Annotated in this window: 11 protein-coding genes; 6 read left to right on the top strand and 5 right to left on the bottom strand. The window is 74.4% G+C overall.

Translation table 11 applies throughout. From position 1 onward, the window contains the following. The first annotated feature begins 26 nt into the window (after positions 1–26). Genes AB0L33_RS08505 through AB0L33_RS08495 form a run of 3 tightly spaced genes read left to right on the top strand, consistent with a single transcriptional unit; the run spans position 27 to position 7,771 of the window. Positions 27–6,254 (top strand): amino acid adenylation domain-containing protein, encoded by a 6,228-nt coding sequence (locus AB0L33_RS08505; RefSeq protein ID WP_365678927.1) that lies wholly within the window; start codon positions 27–29, stop codon positions 6,252–6,254. After that, positions 6,254–6,460, top strand: a complete 207-nt coding sequence (locus AB0L33_RS08500) for an MbtH family protein (RefSeq protein WP_365678925.1) — start codon at positions 6,254–6,256, stop codon at positions 6,458–6,460. The genes AB0L33_RS08505 and AB0L33_RS08500 overlap by 1 nt, the downstream gene beginning before the upstream one ends. A 54-nt stretch (positions 6,461–6,514) precedes the next feature. After that, positions 6,515–7,771, top strand: a complete 1,257-nt coding sequence (locus AB0L33_RS08495) for a beta-ketoacyl-ACP synthase II (protein WP_365678923.1) — start codon at positions 6,515–6,517, stop codon at positions 7,769–7,771. Positions 7,772–7,801: 30 nt separating this feature from the next. Here the strand turns inward: AB0L33_RS08495 and AB0L33_RS08490 are convergent, their stop codons facing one another. Beyond that, the gene (locus AB0L33_RS08490) at positions 7,802–9,202 is read right to left on the bottom strand and encodes a helix-turn-helix domain-containing protein (protein WP_365678921.1); all 1,401 of its coding nucleotides are present in this window, start codon (positions 9,200–9,202) and stop codon (positions 7,802–7,804) included. A gap of 101 nt (positions 9,203–9,303) precedes the next feature. Continuing rightward, positions 9,304–9,675, bottom strand: a complete 372-nt coding sequence (panD, locus tag AB0L33_RS08485; protein WP_365678919.1) for an aspartate 1-decarboxylase — start codon at positions 9,673–9,675, stop codon at positions 9,304–9,306. Positions 9,676–10,120: 445 nt separating this feature from the next. Between panD and AB0L33_RS08480 the strand changes: the two genes are divergently transcribed. Continuing rightward, positions 10,121–10,423: a hypothetical protein gene (locus AB0L33_RS08480; protein ID WP_365678917.1), complete on the top strand. Its 303-nt coding sequence runs from the start codon at positions 10,121–10,123 to the stop codon at positions 10,421–10,423. Positions 10,424–10,439: 16 nt separating this feature from the next. Here the strand turns inward: AB0L33_RS08480 and AB0L33_RS08475 are convergent, their stop codons facing one another. Together AB0L33_RS08475 and AB0L33_RS08470 are read right to left on the bottom strand one after the other, a co-directional pair. Next, positions 10,440–11,429: a helix-turn-helix transcriptional regulator gene (locus tag AB0L33_RS08475; protein WP_365678915.1), complete on the bottom strand. Its 990-nt coding sequence runs from the start codon at positions 11,427–11,429 to the stop codon at positions 10,440–10,442. 186 nt (positions 11,430–11,615) lie between these two features. Further along, positions 11,616–13,340 carry an acyl-CoA dehydrogenase family protein gene (locus AB0L33_RS08470; RefSeq protein WP_365678914.1) on the bottom strand — a complete coding sequence of 575 codons (1,725 nt, stop codon included), beginning with the start codon at positions 13,338–13,340 and terminating at the stop codon, positions 11,616–11,618. 217 nt (positions 13,341–13,557) lie between these two features. Here AB0L33_RS08470 and AB0L33_RS08465 point away from each other — a divergent pair, with 217 nt between their 5' ends. Both AB0L33_RS08465 and AB0L33_RS08460 read left to right on the top strand, forming a co-directional pair. Next, entirely contained in the window at positions 13,558–14,604 is a 1,047-nt protein-coding gene (locus tag AB0L33_RS08465) for a ferritin-like domain-containing protein (protein ID WP_365678913.1), read from the top strand. 33 nt (positions 14,605–14,637) lie between these two features. Beyond that, on the top strand, positions 14,638–15,900 hold the full coding sequence (locus AB0L33_RS08460; protein ID WP_365678912.1) for a beta-ketoacyl-[acyl-carrier-protein] synthase family protein: 1,263 nt from the start codon (positions 14,638–14,640) through the stop codon (positions 15,898–15,900). A gap of 63 nt (positions 15,901–15,963) precedes the next feature. On the opposite strand, the gene AB0L33_RS08455 is transcribed toward AB0L33_RS08460, so the two are convergent. Beyond that, positions 15,964–17,595 (bottom strand): AMP-binding protein, encoded by a 1,632-nt coding sequence (locus AB0L33_RS08455; protein ID WP_365678911.1) that lies wholly within the window; start codon positions 17,593–17,595, stop codon positions 15,964–15,966. Positions 17,596–17,669: the final 74 nt, after the last annotated feature.

The raw sequence follows: 17,669 nt of genomic DNA, 5'->3' as shown, positions 1-17,669 counted from the left end.
CCGCCCGCTCCCGCCGGAGGCCCGAAGTGAAGCCGTCGCCCCTAGAAGCGGCCCTGCCCCTGTCGCCGTTGCAGGAAGGGATGCTCTTCCACGCCCTGTACGACGAGGAGGGCGTCGACGTCTACACGATCCAGGTCGCCTTCGGGCTGAGCGGCGCGCTCGACGCGGACCGGCTGCGGGCCGCGTGCGGGGCGCTCCTGGAGCGGCATCCGGTGCTGCGGGCGGGCTTCCAGCAGCGGAAGACGGGCGAGCCCGTCCAGCTGGTGCGGCGGCGGGCCGCGGTGCCCTGGACGGACCTCGACCTGAGCGGGCTCCCGGCGGACGAGCAGCAGGGCCGGCTCGCCCGCTACCGGACCGACGACCGGGCCCGGGGCTTCGACATGGGCCGCCCGCCGCTGATCCGCTTCACCCTGGCCCGGCTCGCCGACGACGAGCACGTGATGATCCTGACGTACCATCACATCCTGCTCGACGCCTGGTCGTTCCAGATCGTGCTGCGCGACCTGCTGGTGCTGTACGCGGCCGGGGACGACGGCGGGGCGCTGCCGCCCGCGGTGCCCTTCGCCCGCTACCTCTCCTGGCTCGCCGGGCAGGACCGGGCCGCGTCCGAGGACGCCTGGGCCGAGGCGCTGGCCGGGCTCGCGGAGCCCACCCTCGTCGCGCCCGGCGCTGACGCGGCCGGGGGCGCCGCGATGCCCCGCATGGCCGCCGCCGAGCTGACCGAGGAGACCACCGGGGCGCTCACCGCCGCCGCCCGCGCGGCCGGGCTCACCCTCAACTCCGTGGTCCTGGCCGCCTGGTCGCTGGTCCTCGGCGGGCTGACCGGGCGCTGGGACGTGGTCTTCGGGCAGACCGTGTCCGGCCGCCCGGCCGGGCTGGACGACGTGGAGGACATCGTCGGCCTGCTCATCAACGCAGCCCCGGTCCGGGTGCGGCTCGACCCGTACGAGGCGCTGGGCGCGCTGGCCGCCCGCGTCCAGCGGGAGCAGTCGGCGCTGGAACCGCACCACCACGTGGGCCTCGCCGACATCCAGCGGCGGGCCGGGCTCGGCGAACTCTTCGACACTTCCGTGGCGTTCGGGAACGCCCCGATGAGCTGGGACGACGTGCGCGCCCCGGCCGGAGGGCTGCGGCTGACCGCCGTCGAGGGCGACGGGTCGGCCGGGTCCACGCACTACCCGCTCAGCCTGATGGCCGTCCCCGGCAGGCGGCTGCGCCTTGAGGTCAACTACCGGCAGGACCTGTACGAGCGGGCCGACGCGGAGAGCGTCGCCGCCCGGGTCCGCCACCTCCTGGAGGCCTGGCTCACCGCCCCGGACACCCCGGTGGGGCGCGTCGGACTGCTCACCCCGGACGAGCGGCAGCGGGTGCTGGACACCTGGAACGACACCGCGCACCCGGTCGAGGACACCACCCTGCCCCGGATGTTCGCCGAGCAGGCGGCCCGTACGCCCGACGCGCTGGCCCTCGTCGCCGAGGACGCCACCCTGACGTACGCCGAGACCGCCGAGCGGGTCCGGTCCCTGGCCGCACGGCTGCGCGGGCACGGGGTCCGGCACGGCGACACCGTGGCCGTCGCGCTGCCCCGGTCGGCCGCCCTGGTCGTCGCCCTGCACGCGGTGCAGGCGGCCGGCGCCGCCTATGTGCCGGTCGATCCGGACCTGCCCGCCGAGCGGATCGGGTGGCTCCTGGAGGACGCCGCCCCCGCGCTGCTGCTCACCGAGACCGCGACGGCCGCCGCGCTGCCGGAGACGGACGCGCCCCGGCTGCTGCTGGACGCGCCGGGGGAGCCGGTGGAGGACGTCTCCGGGGCGCCGGACGGGCCGCGGGGGGCGAGCGCCGCCTACGTCATCTTCACGTCCGGGTCGACCGGGCGGCCCAAGGGCGTCATGGTGCCGCACGCCGCCGTGGTCAACCGGCTGCGCTGGATGCAGGACCGCTATCCGATCGGGCCCGGCGACCGGGTGCTCCAGAAGACCCCGTGCGGCTTCGACGTCTCGGTCTGGGAGTTCTTCTGGCCGCTGCACACCGGCGCCACCCTGGTCGTGGCGCGCCCGGACGGCCACAAGGACCCGGCCTATCTGGCGGAGCTGGTCCGGCGCGAGAACGTCTCCGTCGCGCATTTCGTCCCCTCGATGCTCCAGGTCTTCCTCCAGGAACCCGCCGCCGCGCTCTGCACCGGACTGCGGCGCGTCTTCTCCAGCGGCGAGGCGCTGCCCGTCGCCACCCAGAACCGCTTCCTGGACCTGCTCGGGCCGGAGGGCGCCGAACTGCACAATCTGTACGGCCCGACCGAGGCCGCCGTCGATGTCACGTACTGGCAGTGCCGCCCGGTCACCGGGGCCGGGTCCGTGCCCATCGGCCGGCCCGTGTGGAACACCCGCCTGCTGGTGCTCGACAAGGCGCTGCTGCCCGTGCCGCCCGGCGTTCCCGGCGAGCTGTACCTCGCGGGCGCCCAGCTGGCCCACGGCTACGCGCACCGGCCCGTCCTCACCGCCGAGCGCTTCGTCGCCGACCCGTACGGGGAGCCCGGCGCCCGCATGTACCGCACCGGTGACGTGGTGCGCTGGACGGCCGACGGGGTCCTCGCATACCTGGGCCGCAGCGACGACCAGGTCAAGATCCGGGGCCTGCGCGTCGAGCTCGGCGAGATCGACACCGTCCTGGCGGGCCACCCGTCCGTGGCCCAGGTCGCGACCGTGGTCCGGGAGGACCAGCCCGGCGTGAAGCGCCTGGTGGCCTACGTGGTGGCCGCGGGGAACCCGGACGCCGGGCGGCGTACGGCCGCGCTCACCGAGCACGCGGCCGGGGCCCTGCCCGACTACATGGTGCCCGGGGCCGTCGTCTGGCTGGACCGGCTGCCGCTGACGCCGAACGGGAAGCTGGACCGCCGCGCGCTGCCCGCCCCGGCCGCCGCGACCGGGACCGGCGGGCGGGCGCCCTCCGGGCACGCGGAGGAGACCCTGTGCGCGCTGTTCGCCGAGGTGCTGGGCGTGCCGGGGGCGGGCGTGGACGACAGCTTCTTCGACCTCGGCGGCGACTCGATCGTCTCCATCCAACTCGTCGCCCGGGCCCGCAAGTCGGGCCTGGTGATCACTCCGAAGGACGTTTTCACGCACCGGACCGTCGCCGCGCTCGCCCGGGTCGCCCGGACGGTCGCCGACCGCCCGGCCGAGCACCCGGACGCGGGCACCGGACCGCTCCGGCCCACCCCGGTCATGCACTGGCTCCGCGAGCGCGGCGGGCCCTCGGACGGCTTCCACCAGTCGGTCCTGCTCCGCGTCCCGCACCTCGGTACGACCGGCCGGCTGGCCCGGGCGGTCCAGGGGCTCCTGGACCGGCACGACGCGCTCCGCGTGCGCCGCCTCGCCACCGGACCGGACGGCCGGGACTGGGCCCTCGACATCGCCGCGCCCGGCACGGTCCGCGCCGAGGACCTGGTGCGCCGCCGTGACGTCGACGGCCTCGGCCCGGACGCGCTGCGGGCGGCCGTCGCCGAGGAGTCCGCCGCCGCGCGCGACCGGCTCGACCCGGCCGCGCGCCGCACGGCCGATGCGGTCTGGTTCGACGCGGGCCCCGGCGCCGACGGGCGCCTCCTGCTGACCGTGCACCACCTCGCCGTGGACGGCGTCTCCTGGCGCGTCCTGCTCCCCGACCTGCACCGGGCGTGGGAGGGCGCCGCCGACGGCGGTACGGCCCCGCTCGACCCCGTGCACACGTCCTTCCGCACCTGGTCCGAGCGGCTGCACACGGCGGCCCTCGACCCCTGGCACACCGACCGGCTGCCGCTGTGGGAGGAGATCCTGTCCGGCGGCGACCCCGCCCTCGCCGCGCGCCCGCTCGACCCCGCGCGGGACGTGTACGGGACCGCCCGCTCGCTCACCCTGACCCTGCCGGCCGCGTACACCGAACCGCTGCTGACCGCGGTGCCCGCCGCCTACCGGACCGGGGTCAACGACATCCTGCTCACCGCCCTCGCCCTGGCGGTCGGCTCCTGGCGCCGGGCGCGCGGGACGGGTGGCGAGGGCGGGGTGCTCGTGGACCTGGAGGGGCACGGCCGCGAGGAGATCGCGGACGGCCTCGACCTGTCGCGCACGGCGGGATGGTTCACCAGCCTCTACCCGGTCCGCGTGGACCCCGGGACCGGCGACCTGAACCGGGCCGTGAAGCGGGTCAAGGAGCAGCTGCGGGCGATCCCCGGCAACGGCATCGGCTACGGGCTGCTGCGCCACCTCAACCCGGACACGGCCGGTGTCCTCGCCGCCCACCCGGCCCCGCAGATCGGCTTCAACTACCTCGGCAGGATCTCCGGACCCGGCGAAGGCGTGTGGGACATCGCCGCCGAGGCGGACGCCGTGGTGCCCGGGACCGACGCCGGGCTGCCCATGCCGCACGTCATCGAGGTCAACGCGGCGACCCACGACCTGCCCGACGGGCCCCGCCTCACCGCGACCTGGTCCTGGCCCGGGGCCCTGCTCACCGAGGCGGACGCGGCGGGGCTCGGCGAGGCGTGGTTCGCCGCCCTCCGCGACCTCGTCGACCGCACCGCGCGCCCCGGAGCGGGCGGACTCACCCCCTCCGACGTGCCGCTGGTGGACATCGGGCAGGACGAGCTGGAAGCCCTGGAGGCCACCTGGCCCGCGGGCCCGCCCACCGGGCTGCTGCCCGCGACCCCGCTCCAGGAGGGACTGCTGCACCACGCCCGGTACGACAGCGGGGCCGCCGACGTCTACCACGTCCAGCTCGTCGCCGAACTCGAAGGCGCCCTCGACACCGGGGCCCTGCGCCGCGCCTGCCAGGCCCTCACCGACCGGCACGAGGCCCTGCGCACCGGCTTCCCGCTCCTGGACTCCGGCGAACCCGTCCAGGCCGTCGCCGCACGGGTCGAAGTCCCGTGGGAGGAGCTGGACCTGACCCGCCCGGACGGTTCGTCGCCGCGCCCCCGCCTGGACGCCTTCCTCGCCCGCGACCGGCGCGCCCGGTTCGCCATGGACCGCCCGCCGCTGCTGCGCTTCACGCTGCTCAGGACCGGGCCGGACCGGCACGCCCTCGTCTTCACCAGCCACCACATCCTGACCGACGGCTGGTCCACCTCGGTGCTGCTGCGCGACCTGTTCACGCTGTACCTGAACGGCGGCGACGCCGCCGCACTGCCCCGGCCCGTCCCCGCCGGGGAATACGCCGCCTGGCTGGCGGGCCGGGACCGCGAGGCCGCCCGCGAGGCGTGGCGCACCGCGCTCAAGGGCCTGCCCGGGCCGTCCCTGATCGCCCCCGGCCACGACACCGGCACCCTCACGACGCTCCCCGAGCGGATCACCGCCGAGCTCCCGCAGGACCTCACGGCCGCGCTCACCTCCGCCGCCCGCACGGCCGGGGTGACCCTGAACACCGTGGTCCAGGGCGTCTGGGGGCTGCTCGTCGCCGAGCTGACCGGGCGCCGGGACGTGGTGTTCGGCGCGACGGTCTCCGTCCGGCCGCCCGAACTGCCCGGCATCGAGGACATGGTGGGGCTGTACATCAACACCGTGCCGGTCCGCGTCGAGGCGGCCGACCCCGCCGAACCCCTGCGCGCCCTGCTCGTACGCGTACAGGCCGCGCAGGCCGAACTGGCGGACCACCACCACCTCGGACCGGCTGCCGTGCAGCGCCTCGCGGGCGCGGGGCCGCTGTACGACACGTCGATCGTCTTCGAGAACTACCCGAGGGCGTCCGCCCTGCCCGCCGTGCCGGGTGCCGGGCTGCGCGTCGCGGACTTCCACGGCCGGGACGCCTACCACTACCCGCTCAAGCTGATGGCGGTGCCCGGCGACCGGCTGTACCTGGAGGTCAGCCACCGCGCCGAGCTGGTGGACGCCGGACGGGCCGCCGCCGTGCTCGACCGGCTCACCGCGCTGCTCACCGCCTTCGCCACGGACCCGGAGACCCCGACGGGGGCGCTGCCCGGGGACGCGCTGCCCGCGCTTGCCGTGCGGGCCGTGCCGGACGAGCGGCCGGCGCCCGCCGCCGGGCCCTCCGCGCGGACGGAGGCGCTGTGCGCGCTGTTCGCCTCGGTGCTCGGGCGCGGACACCACGGCGCCGACGAGGACTTCTTCGACGCGGGCGGCGACTCGCTGCGGGCGCTCCGGCTCGCCGGGCGCGCCCGGGCCGTGCTGGGCGTCGAGCCCGACCTCGTACAGATCCACCACCACCGCACTCCGGCCGCCCTGGCCGCCGTGCTCGTTCCCGTGCGGGACCACCAGGAAGGAAGTCAGTGATGGCGAATCCGTTCGACGACGAGGAGGGGACCTTCGTGGTCCTGGTCAACGACGAGGGGCAGCACTCGCTGTGGCCGTCCTTCGCGGAGGTCCCGGCGGGCTGGACCGTGGCGCACGCGGAGTCCGACCGCGCGTCCGCGCTCGCGTACATCGAGGCCAACTGGACCGACATGCGCCCCAAGAGCCTCGTCGACGCCACCGCGTAACACCCCGTCCCCTTCGTACGCCGCTTTCGTACGCCGCTGAGGAGTATCGAGTCCATGTCCCGCACCCTGCACGACGTCGTGGTCACCGGCCTCGGAGCCACCACCCCGCTCGGCGGCACCGCCCCGGCCACCTGGGAGGCGCTGCTCGCCGGGCGCGGCGGCGCGGTCGCGCTCACCGGGCGCTGGGCCAAGGACCTCCCGGTGCGGATCGCCGCCCGGGCCGCCGTCGAGCCGTCGTCCGCGCTGGACCGGATCGAGGCGCGGCGGATGGACCGGGCCGGGCAGTTCGCCGTCGTCGCGCTCCGCGAGGCGTGGGCGGACGCCGGGTTCTCCGCCCCGGCCGGTAAGGACGGCGGCCCCGACGCCGACCGGACGGCGGCGGTCGTCGGCACCGCGTTCGGCGGGCTCGGCACGGCCCTCGCGGGCGAGGAGGTGCTGCGGACGGGCGGGCCCCGGCGGGTATCGCCGATCGCGGTCCCGATGCTGATGGCCAACAGCCCGGCCGCCCAAGCCAGCATGGCCATCGGCGCCCAAGCCTGCGCGCAGGCCCCGGCCACCGCGTGCGCCGCGGGTGCCGAGGCCGTGGCGGCCGGGCTCGACCTGATCCGGCTGGGCCGCGCCGATGTGGTCGCGGTCGGCGGCAGCGACGCGGCGATCAACCCGCTGGCGATGGCCGGGTTCGCGAACATGACCGCGCTGTCCCGGCGCAACGAGGACCCGGCGCGGGCCTCGCGCCCCTTCGACGCGGGCCGGGACGGGTTCGTCATGGGGGAGGGGGCCGCGGTGCTGGTCCTGGAACGGGCCGAGCACGCGCGGGCCCGGGGCGCCCGGATCTACTGCGAGGTCGCCGGGGCCGGGATGAGCGCGGACGCCCACCACATGGCCCGGCCCGAGCCCACCGGGAAGTCCCTGGCCCGGGCGATGGAGCGGGCCCTCGCGGACGGTGGCCTGACCACCGCCGACGTGGTCCAGGTCGGGGCGCACGCCACCTCGACCCCGGGCGGCGACATGATCGAGAGCCGGGCGATCGGCGCGCTGTTCGGGCCGGGCGGGGTCCCGGTGTCGGCGATCAAGTCGATGACCGGCCATCTGCTGGGCGCCGCCGGGGCGTTGTCCGCGGTGGCGGCGGTGCTCGCGCTGCGGGACCGAGTGGCCCCGGCCACCGTCAACGTCGAGGAGCTGGACGAGACCATCGAGCTGGACGTGGTCCGTGCGGCCCCCCGCCCTCTGCCCGCCGGACCCGCCGCCGTGCTGAGCAACGCGTCGGGCTTCGGCGGCCACCAGGTGGCGCTGGCCCTGCGGGCGGGGTGAGGGGGAGGGGGCGAGTGGGCGGCAGGACCGTCAGGCGCCGAGCGTGCGGCCGGACTCCTGGTCGAGCGCATCGACGTACGCCTTGATCCAGCCGTAGACCCGGTAGCCGTAGCGGGTGCCGCGGTGCACGCGGATCAGGGAGGCGTCGGCGAGCTCGGCCAGGCCGCAGACGACGCTGCCCGCCGTCCAGGCGCCCGCCGGATGGTCGCTCACCACGTCCTCGACGGTGAACGAGTCGAAGGACCGCGCCAAGTGGTGCAGCAGGTCCCGCTGTTCGGCGGTGAGCAGGTCGTAGCTCCAGCGCACGCTGTCCGCGAGGGTCCTGTGGTGGGAGACCGCCGACAGGTCGAACCGGTCGAACACGTACAGCGCGGGACCGCTGTACAGCAGGGACTCCAGCGACACGGTCCGGATGCAGTGCGCGGCCGCCTCGATCGCGCGCGGCAGCCCGTCCAGGCGCCGGCACAGCTCGGCCACCTGCGGCAGCCGGCTGCCCAGGTCGAGCGTGGGCACGGTGGACCTGGCGCGGCGCAGGAACAGCTCGACGGCGGCGGGCAGGGCCGCCCCGTCCTCCGCGGAGCCGTCGGCCGCGTGGGGGGCCGTCCCGTCCGCGCTCGGTTCGCCCGCGGGGAGCGGGGACACCTCCCAGACGTCGGCCGAGAGCACGGCCAGCGGCCGGCGTGAGGTGATCAGCACCCGCAGTCCGGGATGCGTCACGACGAGCCGCAGGACGAGCCGGGAGACCGTCGCGACGACGTGTTCCGCGTTGTCCACGACGAGCAGCAGGTCCAGCTCCCGGCCCGGTTCGCGGGCGGCCGCGTCCGCCAGGACCGCGTCCACGGCCCGGTGCACCTGGTCCCGCGCCGCGGCCGGGTCCGCCGATTCGGGGGTGCAGGGGCCGAGTTCGACCACGCCGACGCCGTCGCGGAAGCGTTCCTGGAGGCGGGCGGCGGCGGTCAGGGCGAGCCGGGTCTTGCCGACGCCGCCCGGTCCGGTGAGGACCAGCAGCCTGCCCCGGCGCATGGTGCCCAGGACGTGGCGCAGGTCGTCGTCGCGCCCGGCCATCGCCTCGGTGAGCGGGCGGGGGCCGCGCCAGCGGTCCGGGTCGACCGGGTACGGCCAGTGCCCGGAGCCGTCGCGCGGGCGGGGCAGGAGGAGCGGGGTGACCTCGTGGCCGGGGTGGAGGCCCTCGGCGCCGGCGAGTTCGGCGAGCGAGGTCCCGAAGGCGCCCAGCAGGAGGTCGACGGAGGCGCGGCGGGGCCGCTTGTTGGAGCCGGTCTCGATGTTGCGGATGGTGCGCACGCTGACCCCGGAGCGCTCCGCCAGCTCCTCCTGGGTCCAGCCGCGCGCCTGTCTTCGCTCGGCGAGCAGATGGCGCAGCCGGCGGACGTCCGGCGTCGCGGACATGGGCTGTTCGATGGCCTCGATCATGTTCCAGATCCCCCGATTGCTTCTCGTGACCGTGGCGGTGTGACGCCCCGCCCCGTCCGCCCGGGAGCGGACCGGGGCCGGGGGCGTCCGGCGTCAATGGATCACGAGGCGGGGTCGCTGCCGACGTGGGCGATGCGGTTGTTCTCGTCGACGAAGACGACGCGGGGCTCCCGCTTGCCGATCTCGTCCTCCTCCACCGACCCGTAGGCGATGATGATGACGATGTCGCCCGGGGCGACCAGCCGCGCCGCGGCGCCGTTGATGCAGACGACGCCCGAGCCGCGCTCGCCCTCGATGATGTAGGTCTCCAGGCGCGAGCCGTTGTTGACGTCCACGATGGCCACCTGCTCGCCGACCAGCAGGTCCGCCGCCTCCATGAGGACGGGGTCCAGGGTGAGCGAGCCGACGTAGTTCAGGTCGGCCTCGGTGACCGTCGCCCGGTGGATCTTGGACTTGAGCATGGTGCGGCGCATCGGGAAGTTCCCCCTTCGAAGCGGACCGGATTCCGGTGAGGCGAATGAGAGATGGAGGGAATCCGGCCAGATGTTGACGTTGGCGTTTCGGGTGGGGGGCCGTCCGTACATGATGGAAGAAACCCCCGCCGGGTGGATTCTGCTCATGCGAACACACGCGCGGAAGGGGGTATTGGTGGCAGCATTTTCCCGGTGGCAGCACCGTGCCAACGGTGTGGCGCGGGTCCGGCCCGCCGGCCCGCCGCACCCCTCGCCATCTGCGGTGACGTTCGGCCCGGTGGTCGGGGTGGCATGAGGCTGCCGCTGGTCTTTTCCTGCCACCGGGAAACCTTTCCCGCCGCCTCCTTTTCGCTCAGAATGGATCACGGACAGAGCAGAGTTACCCGCTGCCGCCCGGTTCCCAAGACCGCCGGGCGGGCGGGGATGACAATTGGGGGACAAAGACATGAGCAGCGCTGGTCGAATTCTGGGCTTCGCGACCGCCGCGGTTGTTTTCTCATTCGCTTCCCTGGGCGCGACCGCCCAGGCCGACACCGGCGCCGGTCCCGCGGACGCCGGGGTCTCCCTGCGCTGCGAGGCCGCGGGCGCGTCCCTGGAGGGCAACCTGAACTGGGACCTGGTGCCCGACGGGAACCTGAACTGGGACTCCGTGCCGGGCGGCCTGGACCTGGACCTCGGCCTCGACGTGGAGCTGCCCGACGGCAACCTCAACTGGGACTCGGCGCCGGCCTGCACGGTCGCCGCCTAGGTCCTGGCGTCCTGGCTCAGAGCCAGCCGCGCTGCCCCGCCCGGAGACCGGCCTCGAACCGGCTCCGGGCGTTGAGGCGTTCGCTCAGGTCGGCCGTCATCCGGCGCACCGTACGCAGCGAGACGCCGAGGCTCTTGCTCGCGGCCGCGTCGGTGAGCCCCTGGGCGAGGAGCCGCAGCAGCTCCTGCTCGCGGCGGGCGAGTCCGTGCTCGTCCAGTTCCTCGCAGCGGTCGTGGCCGTCGCCGAGCGGGACCGCGTCCGCCCACACCCGTTCGAAGAGCTCCACGAGCGCCTTCACCACCCCGGGCGAGTTGATCTGGACGGCCCCCTTGCGGGTGTGGTCCGGGTCCATGGGCAGGATCGCCACCGCGCGGTCGATCACCGCCATCCGTATCGGCAGCACCGGCACGGTCCGGACCTGGCCGCCGATGCCGGTCAGCCAGCCGGCGTACTCCACGGTCGTCGGGTCGTTGCGCACGCTGTCCAGGTAGACCGTGCGCATCCGCACCCCGCGCCCGATGACGTCGCTGTCGAGCGGCTTGCTGGCGGCCAGGCTCTCGGCCGACTGGCCGCCGCCCGGATTGAACGTCATGCACTCCTGCCGCGCCGCGTCCGCCAGGTCCTGCATGCGCTCCTGTACGGAGTCCATGCCGATCAGGCGCTCCGCGTCCGGCTGGGAACGCGACGGGTACAGGTGCCCGAACTCCGCCAGCATCGCGCGGATGTCCGCCCGGGTGCGCTCGTACTCCTTCTGCCGGTCGTGCAGTTCGGTGAGCTGGTCGCTCAACAGGGAGTACAGGCTCAGGTTCGGGTCCACGGGCCGCAGCTCGTCCTGGCGCGGGACCGCCAGGAGTTTCCGGTCGATCAACTGGTCGACCGCGCGCTGCACCTGATCCTCAGTCAGGTTCAGCCGCTGCCGCACGTCGCTCGGCCGCAGCCCGTGGTTCTCGAGGATGAGCCGGTACACATCCTCTTCATGGGATTCGAAGCCCAGTCTGCTCAGCATTGTTGTCCCCCACAACGCATACCGAGGGGTCACGCCACAGCCGCGCAACCCCTATGGGGCCCCTGTCCTTCGACCCCTCGACCCGCAGGAGTGTAGCTCCGGTGAAGGGTTGACTGTAGGTGCGTGTATGCGTATATGTCCTACTCTTTTGACGGCACGGTTGGCCTAGTGCCGGTCAAAAGAGGGTCAAGAGAGGGTAGGGAGAAGCGAGAAGTCTTCACCCTTTGCCAACACTTCCTCCATACGACGCACAAACTCTTCCCGGTGCCGCTCATCCGGCAGCCGGCCGGGTTCGAGCCGCTGTACGAGGCGCTGGAGCGCGGGAATCAGCCATGCGTCACCGCGCACCGCGCTCCCCTCCCGCTCACCCCCGTACAGCCACGCGTACAGGCAGGACGCCGCCGCGTGCAGCACGCAGTGCCGGGCCGCCGCACGGGACGCCGCCACCGAGTCCGGGGACCGGCCCGCCCCGGTCACCTCGGCATACAGGGCCTCCCGGTGTGCCGTCAGCTCCGCCAGCACGTCGGAGAGTCCGGCCGCCGACTCCTCGTCCAGGCGCTCCTTCGCGGCGACGGACGCCTCGTCGACGGCCTCCGTCCAGCCCCGGGTGATCTCGTCCTGGGCGGCGCTGGTGAGCTGGAGCGCGTCGCCGGACGGGGACCACACCGGCGCCTCGCGCGACCAGTCGAAGAGGGCGCGCAGCACCTCGCGGCCGCCCTCGGCCGGCCGGTCCGCGACGGCGGCGACCGTCGGGAGCTGTGTGGCGATGCTGTGCAGATTGACGTGCGTCGTGCCCTCGAAGACCGTCGTGATCGCGTGGTCGCGGCGCAGCTTCTGCAAGGCCCCGGACGCGACGCCCTCGCGCAGGTAGCCGCGCGCCCCGAGCACCTTGCCCACGTGGTCCAGCACCTCCTCGCCCATCACCGGGACCAGGTACTTCACGACCGAGGACCACAGGCTCATCCGGGACGGCACCACCGACAGGGCCCGCGCCACGGGCAGCGCCACGCACTCGGCGATCAGGAGATCCAGATGCGCGTCCACCAGGTGCTCCCGCACCACGGGGATCTCCTTGACCGGCGACCCGTACAGCACCCGCTCGTTCGCGTACCGCATCCCGATCCGCAGCGCCGAGTCCATGGTGCCCAGCGACATCGCGCCGATGGCGGTCCGGGTGATCTGGAGGGTCTTCAGCACCGAGGCGAGCCCTCGGTACGGCCGGCCGACCAGTGCCGAGCGGGGGACGCGCGCGTCGTGGAACGTGATCCCGCTCAGGTCGTGGCCGCGCAGACCGGCGCCCTTCACGAACGGGGTGTTCGTCCACGCCCCGTCCGCCAGCCGCTCCTTGTCCACCAGGAACAGCGAGAGCCCGCGCCCGTCGTGCTGGGCGAGGACGCTGACGAACCGCGACCTGGTCGCGTTGCCGACCGGCCACTTCTCACCGTTGAGGACGATCTCGTCCCCGTCCGAGACGGCCGTCGTGCCGCTCGCCGCGAGATCGCTGCCGTGGTCGCGCTCCGAGATGCCGAAGCAGGCCATGGCCCCGGCGGCCAGCCCCGCGGCCACCCGGGCGCGCTGCTCCTCGGTGCCCCACAGCCACACCGGCGCGGCGCCCAGCAGGGTCGAGCCGAACAGCACGGAGAAGGTGAGGTTGCGCCGGGCCAGGGTGCGGGTCAGCAGCAGGGCCGACTCCAGGTTCCGCAGCCGTCCGCCGTCGCCCTCGGGCACCAGGAAGTCGGCGAACCCCCAGTCCAGCAACAGCTTCTTCGCGCCGTCGGGCAGTTCGTCCCGCTCCTCGGCCGGGACGATCGCGGCGAACGAGAAGGGCCCTTCGCCGTCGACCGGGTCGCCGAGGAGCCGTTCGAGGGAGGCGACGGTGGCGAGGGTGGGACGGGCGTGCTCCAGCGTCATAGGAACAGCTCCATGAGGGTGTGGGAGGTGTGCCCACCGGGTCACGGGGGCGGGAGCGCCCATGCTCGGCGCGCGGGCGCGCGGGCCACCAGGCAACCGACCGGCAGCTGTTGATGCCCGCAAATTGCCCAGGGCCTTCCTGGCCGGGTGCCTTCGGGCGGGCGAGGGTGTGGGCCGGGGCCGACGGGCCACGGTGGATGAAAGGATCGCGTTCCCGATGACCGACGTTTCCTTCGAGGGCTCGGCCCCTCCGCGCGCCGAGGACGGCTCCGCCGACTCGACGCTCTTCACCCTCGACCGGGCCCGCGAGGACCTGATGGAGGTCGACGCCTCCATCCGCGCCTGCCTCACCTGGGACTACGACGGGCGCGACAGCCGCATCTGGAAGCTGTACCAGCGCAACAAGCAGAACCAGTGGGACGCCGACACGTACATCGACTGGAGCTACGACGTCCGCTTCGGCGCGCCCCTCTCCGACGACCAGAGCGCCGGCCTCGCCTCGTTCGTCGTCTCCGAGAACAGCCCCGTCCCCCGCGAACTGCTCAACAGCTTCCGCTGGGAGTACCAGGCGTGGATGGTCAGCCAGTTCCTGCACGGCGAACAGGGCGCCCTCGTCACCACCGCCCGGCTGGTGGAGACCGTCCCCGACCTGGAGGCGAAGGTGTACGCGGCCTCCCAGGTCGCCGACGAGGCCCGGCACGTCGAGGCGTTCGCCCGGTACATCGACGAGAAGATCGGCGTCTCGTACCCGATCAACCCCGGTCTGAAGGCCCTGCTGCGCGACCTGCTCGCCGAGTCCCGCTGGGACGTCGTCTACCTCGGCATGCAGGTCATCGTGGAAGGGCTCGCCCTGGCCGCGACCCGGCTCGCCAGCAGCGGCTTCGGCGACCCGCTGATCACCTCGATCACCCGGATGATCGCCAAGGACGAGGCCCGGCACATCGGCTTCGGCGTGGTCTCGCTCACCGGCCTCTACAACGACATGACGACCCGGGAGCGCGACGAGCGCGAGGCGTTCCTGCTGGAGGCCGTCCATCTGATGTCCCGCCGGTTCCTGCTGCGCGAGGTCTGGGAGAACATGGGCCTGGACGTCGAACGGGGCCTGGCCTTCGCCCGGACCGACCCGATGATGTTCGGCTACCGGCAGCTGCTGTTCCAGCAGGTGATCCACGTCCTGCGGCAGCTCGGCCTGCTCACCCCGAAGCTGCGCGACCTGTTCCTCGCCGAGAACCTGGCCCGCCCCGAGGCGCTGCGCACCGCCTGAGCCGTGTCCGGAAGCGGAAGGAAAGGACCGGCGATGTCCGTCGCCCGTACGCGCCTGCCCGAGGTCGTCGTCACCGGCCTCGGCGCCACCACCCCGTTGGGCGGCGACGCCCCCGCCACCTGGGAGGGCATCCTCGCGGGCCGGTCCGCCGCCCGCGCCCTCAGCGAGCCCTGGGCCGGGACGCTGCCCGTCCGCATCGCCGCCCGGGCCGCCGTCGAACCCGACACCGTCCTGGACCGGACCCGGGCGCGTCGGCTCGATCGGGCCGCCCGGTTCGCGCTCGTCGCCGCCGAGGAGGCGTGGCGGGACGCCGGCTTCCGCGGCCCGGCCGGTGACCGCGGCGGGCCGCCGGCCGAGCGCGTCGGCGTCGTCATGGGCAGCGGGATCGGGGGCGTCGGCGCCCTCCTGCGCGCCCAGGAACAGCTGCGCACCGGACGGGAGCGCGCCATCTCCCCGTACACCGTGCCCATGGTCATGGTGAACGGCGCCGCCGGGGCGGTCAGCCTCGCGCTCAATGCCCGGGCCGCCGCCCTCTCCCCGGCGGGGGCCTGCGCGGCCGGGGCGGAGGCGGTCGCGGCGGGCCTGGACATGATCCGGCTCGGCCGGGCCGATGTGGTCGCGGTCGGCGGCAGCGAGGCCATCATCGGACCGCTGACGCTCACCGCCTTCGCGTCGATGCACGCGGTGTCCCGGCGCAACGACGATCCGGCGGGCGCCTCCCGCCCCTACGACAAGCAGCGCGACGGTTTCGTCCTCGGCGAGGGCGCCGCCGTCCTCGTCCTGGAGTCCGCCGAGCACGCCCGCGCCCGGGGCGCCCGGGTCCACTGCGTGCTGGCGGGGGCCGGGGTGAGCGCGGACGCCCACCACATGGTGCGGCCCGAACCGGACGGCCTCGGCCTGGCGAGCGCCCTGCGCAAGGCGCTCGCGGACGCCGGGCTGACCCCGGCGGACGTGAAGCACGTCAGCGCCCACGCCACGTCGACCCCGCAGGGCGACGTCGCGGAGAGCCGGGCCCTGAACCACGTGCTGGGGGAGTCCGGTTACGCCGTCTCCGCCGTCAAGTCGGCTGCCGGGCACCTGATCGGCGGCTCCGGGGCGCTGGGCGCGCTCGCCGCGGTGCTGGCCCTGCGCGACCGCACGGCCCCGCCCGTCGCGAACCTGGCCGACCAGGACGACGCCATCGCGCTGGACGTGGTGCGCACCGTGCCCCGCACCCTGCCGTCCGGTGACCTCGCGGCCCTGTCCAACGCGGCGGGCTTCGGCGGCCACAACGTGGTGCTGGCGTTCCGCTCGTAAAGCCTGAACGGAAGAGGGGGCCGGTCGGTGACCGGCCCCCTCTTCCGTTCGGGCGCGTACGGGTCAGACCGCCGCCGTGTCCGCGAGCGTGCCGTCGCACAGCTGCTTCCACATCAGCCGCCGGCGCGGCTTGCCGCTCGACGTGACCGCCAGGCCGCTGCGGCGGACGTGGACGAGCAGCAGCTCCGCGTCGGGCAGCGACTCCGTGACGACCTCCCGGGCGACCGCGTCCCACTCCGGCTTCGCGCCCTCCATGACCACGGCGGCCGTCGCGACGCCGTCGCGGAAGCCCAGCAGGACCGCCGCCCGGCGCTCGGTGACGCCCAGCTCGTGCAGCCGGCCCTCCAGGCTCTCCGCGAAGACCATCTTGCCGTTCATCTTGATGCCGTCACCGAGGCGGCCCAGCACGAACAGCTGGCCGTCGCGCAGGAATCCGGCGTCGCCCGAGCGCAGCACGCCCGACGCCAGGCTGGTGCCGGACGCCGAACCCGCCTCGCCCACATAGCTGTTGCCGCGCACCGACGTGCCGCCGACGACGATCTCGCCCACGGTGCCGTCCGGCACGGGCCGGTCGTCCTCGTCCAGCACGGTCACCGTGACGCCCTCCATCGGGCGCCCGCAGCCCACGATGCGGGCCGTGCCGGGCCGCCCGTCCTCGCCGTCCGGCGCGGAGGCCGCCCAGCCCTCGTCCGGGGCCAGGCCGGTCACCCCGAGCGTCGCCTCCGCGCCCCCGTACGCCGGGGTGAAGACGCCGCGCCGGAAGCCGTACGGGCCGAGCAGCGCCTCGATCGCCTCCAGGGCGTCCGGGTCGATGCGCTCGGCGCCCAGGCTGACCGATTGCAGGGCGCTGAAATCCAGGCCCTCCAGGGCGGCCGGGCGGACCCGGCGCAGGATGTACGCCAGGCCGAAGTTGGGCATCGCGGTCAGGCCGATCCGGTTCTCGCTGATGCAGCGCAGATAGCGGACCGGGTCGCGCAGGAAGTGCTCGGGCTGCATCAGCCAGCCGTCGCACCCGGTGACCACCATGTTGATCAGGCAGCCGGTCAGGCCGAAGTCGTGGTGCACGGGCATCCAGCTGATCCCGGCGTCCTCGGGCCGCCACCGCAGCCGCCGCCGCATCGCGGTGATGTTGGCGCGCAGCGCGTCGGAGGCGACCCGCACCCCGCGCGAGAAGCCGCTGGACCCGGAAGTGAACTGGAGCAGCGCGTGGTCCGGCAGCGGATACGGGCCGGCGGCCGGTTCCACGTCGCGCACCAGGTCGTCGAAGAGCACCGGCTGGCGGATGCCGAGCCCGGCGCACGTCTTGCTGACCGCCTCGAAGGAGTCCTCGTCGCAGATGGTGAGGGCCGGGGCCGCCGTGCGGAAGAGGTGGTCGACGTGGCGCTGGTAGTCCTCGCTCCGCTGGAACGCGAACGGCGGCGCGATCGAGGACGGCGTCGCCCCGGCCGCGAGCGAGCCGAACAGGCTGGCCGCGAAACCGGGGCTGGAACGCTGCACCACGACCACCACGTCGTTGTGGCGCACACCGTGCGCGCGCAGCGCGGCGGCCGTGGTGAGGGTCAGCCGGGCGAGCGACCGGTAGGAGTGGAAGTCCCAGCTGTCACGGGGTCCGGCGAAGTAGAGCCCGCGGTCGGCCGGCGCGTCGGTCAGCCACTCCAGCAGGGCGCGGTCGGGATAGCTCTCGGGACGGGTCAAAGCAGTGGTCCTCTCAGCCTCTGCGGGCATTGCTGCGCATCATGCCGAGCGGCGGCGGGCCCCTTCCAGGCAAG

The organism is Streptomyces sp. NPDC052299, from assembly GCF_040679335.1.
Lineage (GTDB): Bacteria > Actinomycetota > Actinomycetes > Streptomycetales > Streptomycetaceae > Streptomyces.
The sequence above is the reverse complement of the archived record's forward strand: the minus strand, read 5'-3'. Positions and strand labels throughout refer to the sequence as shown.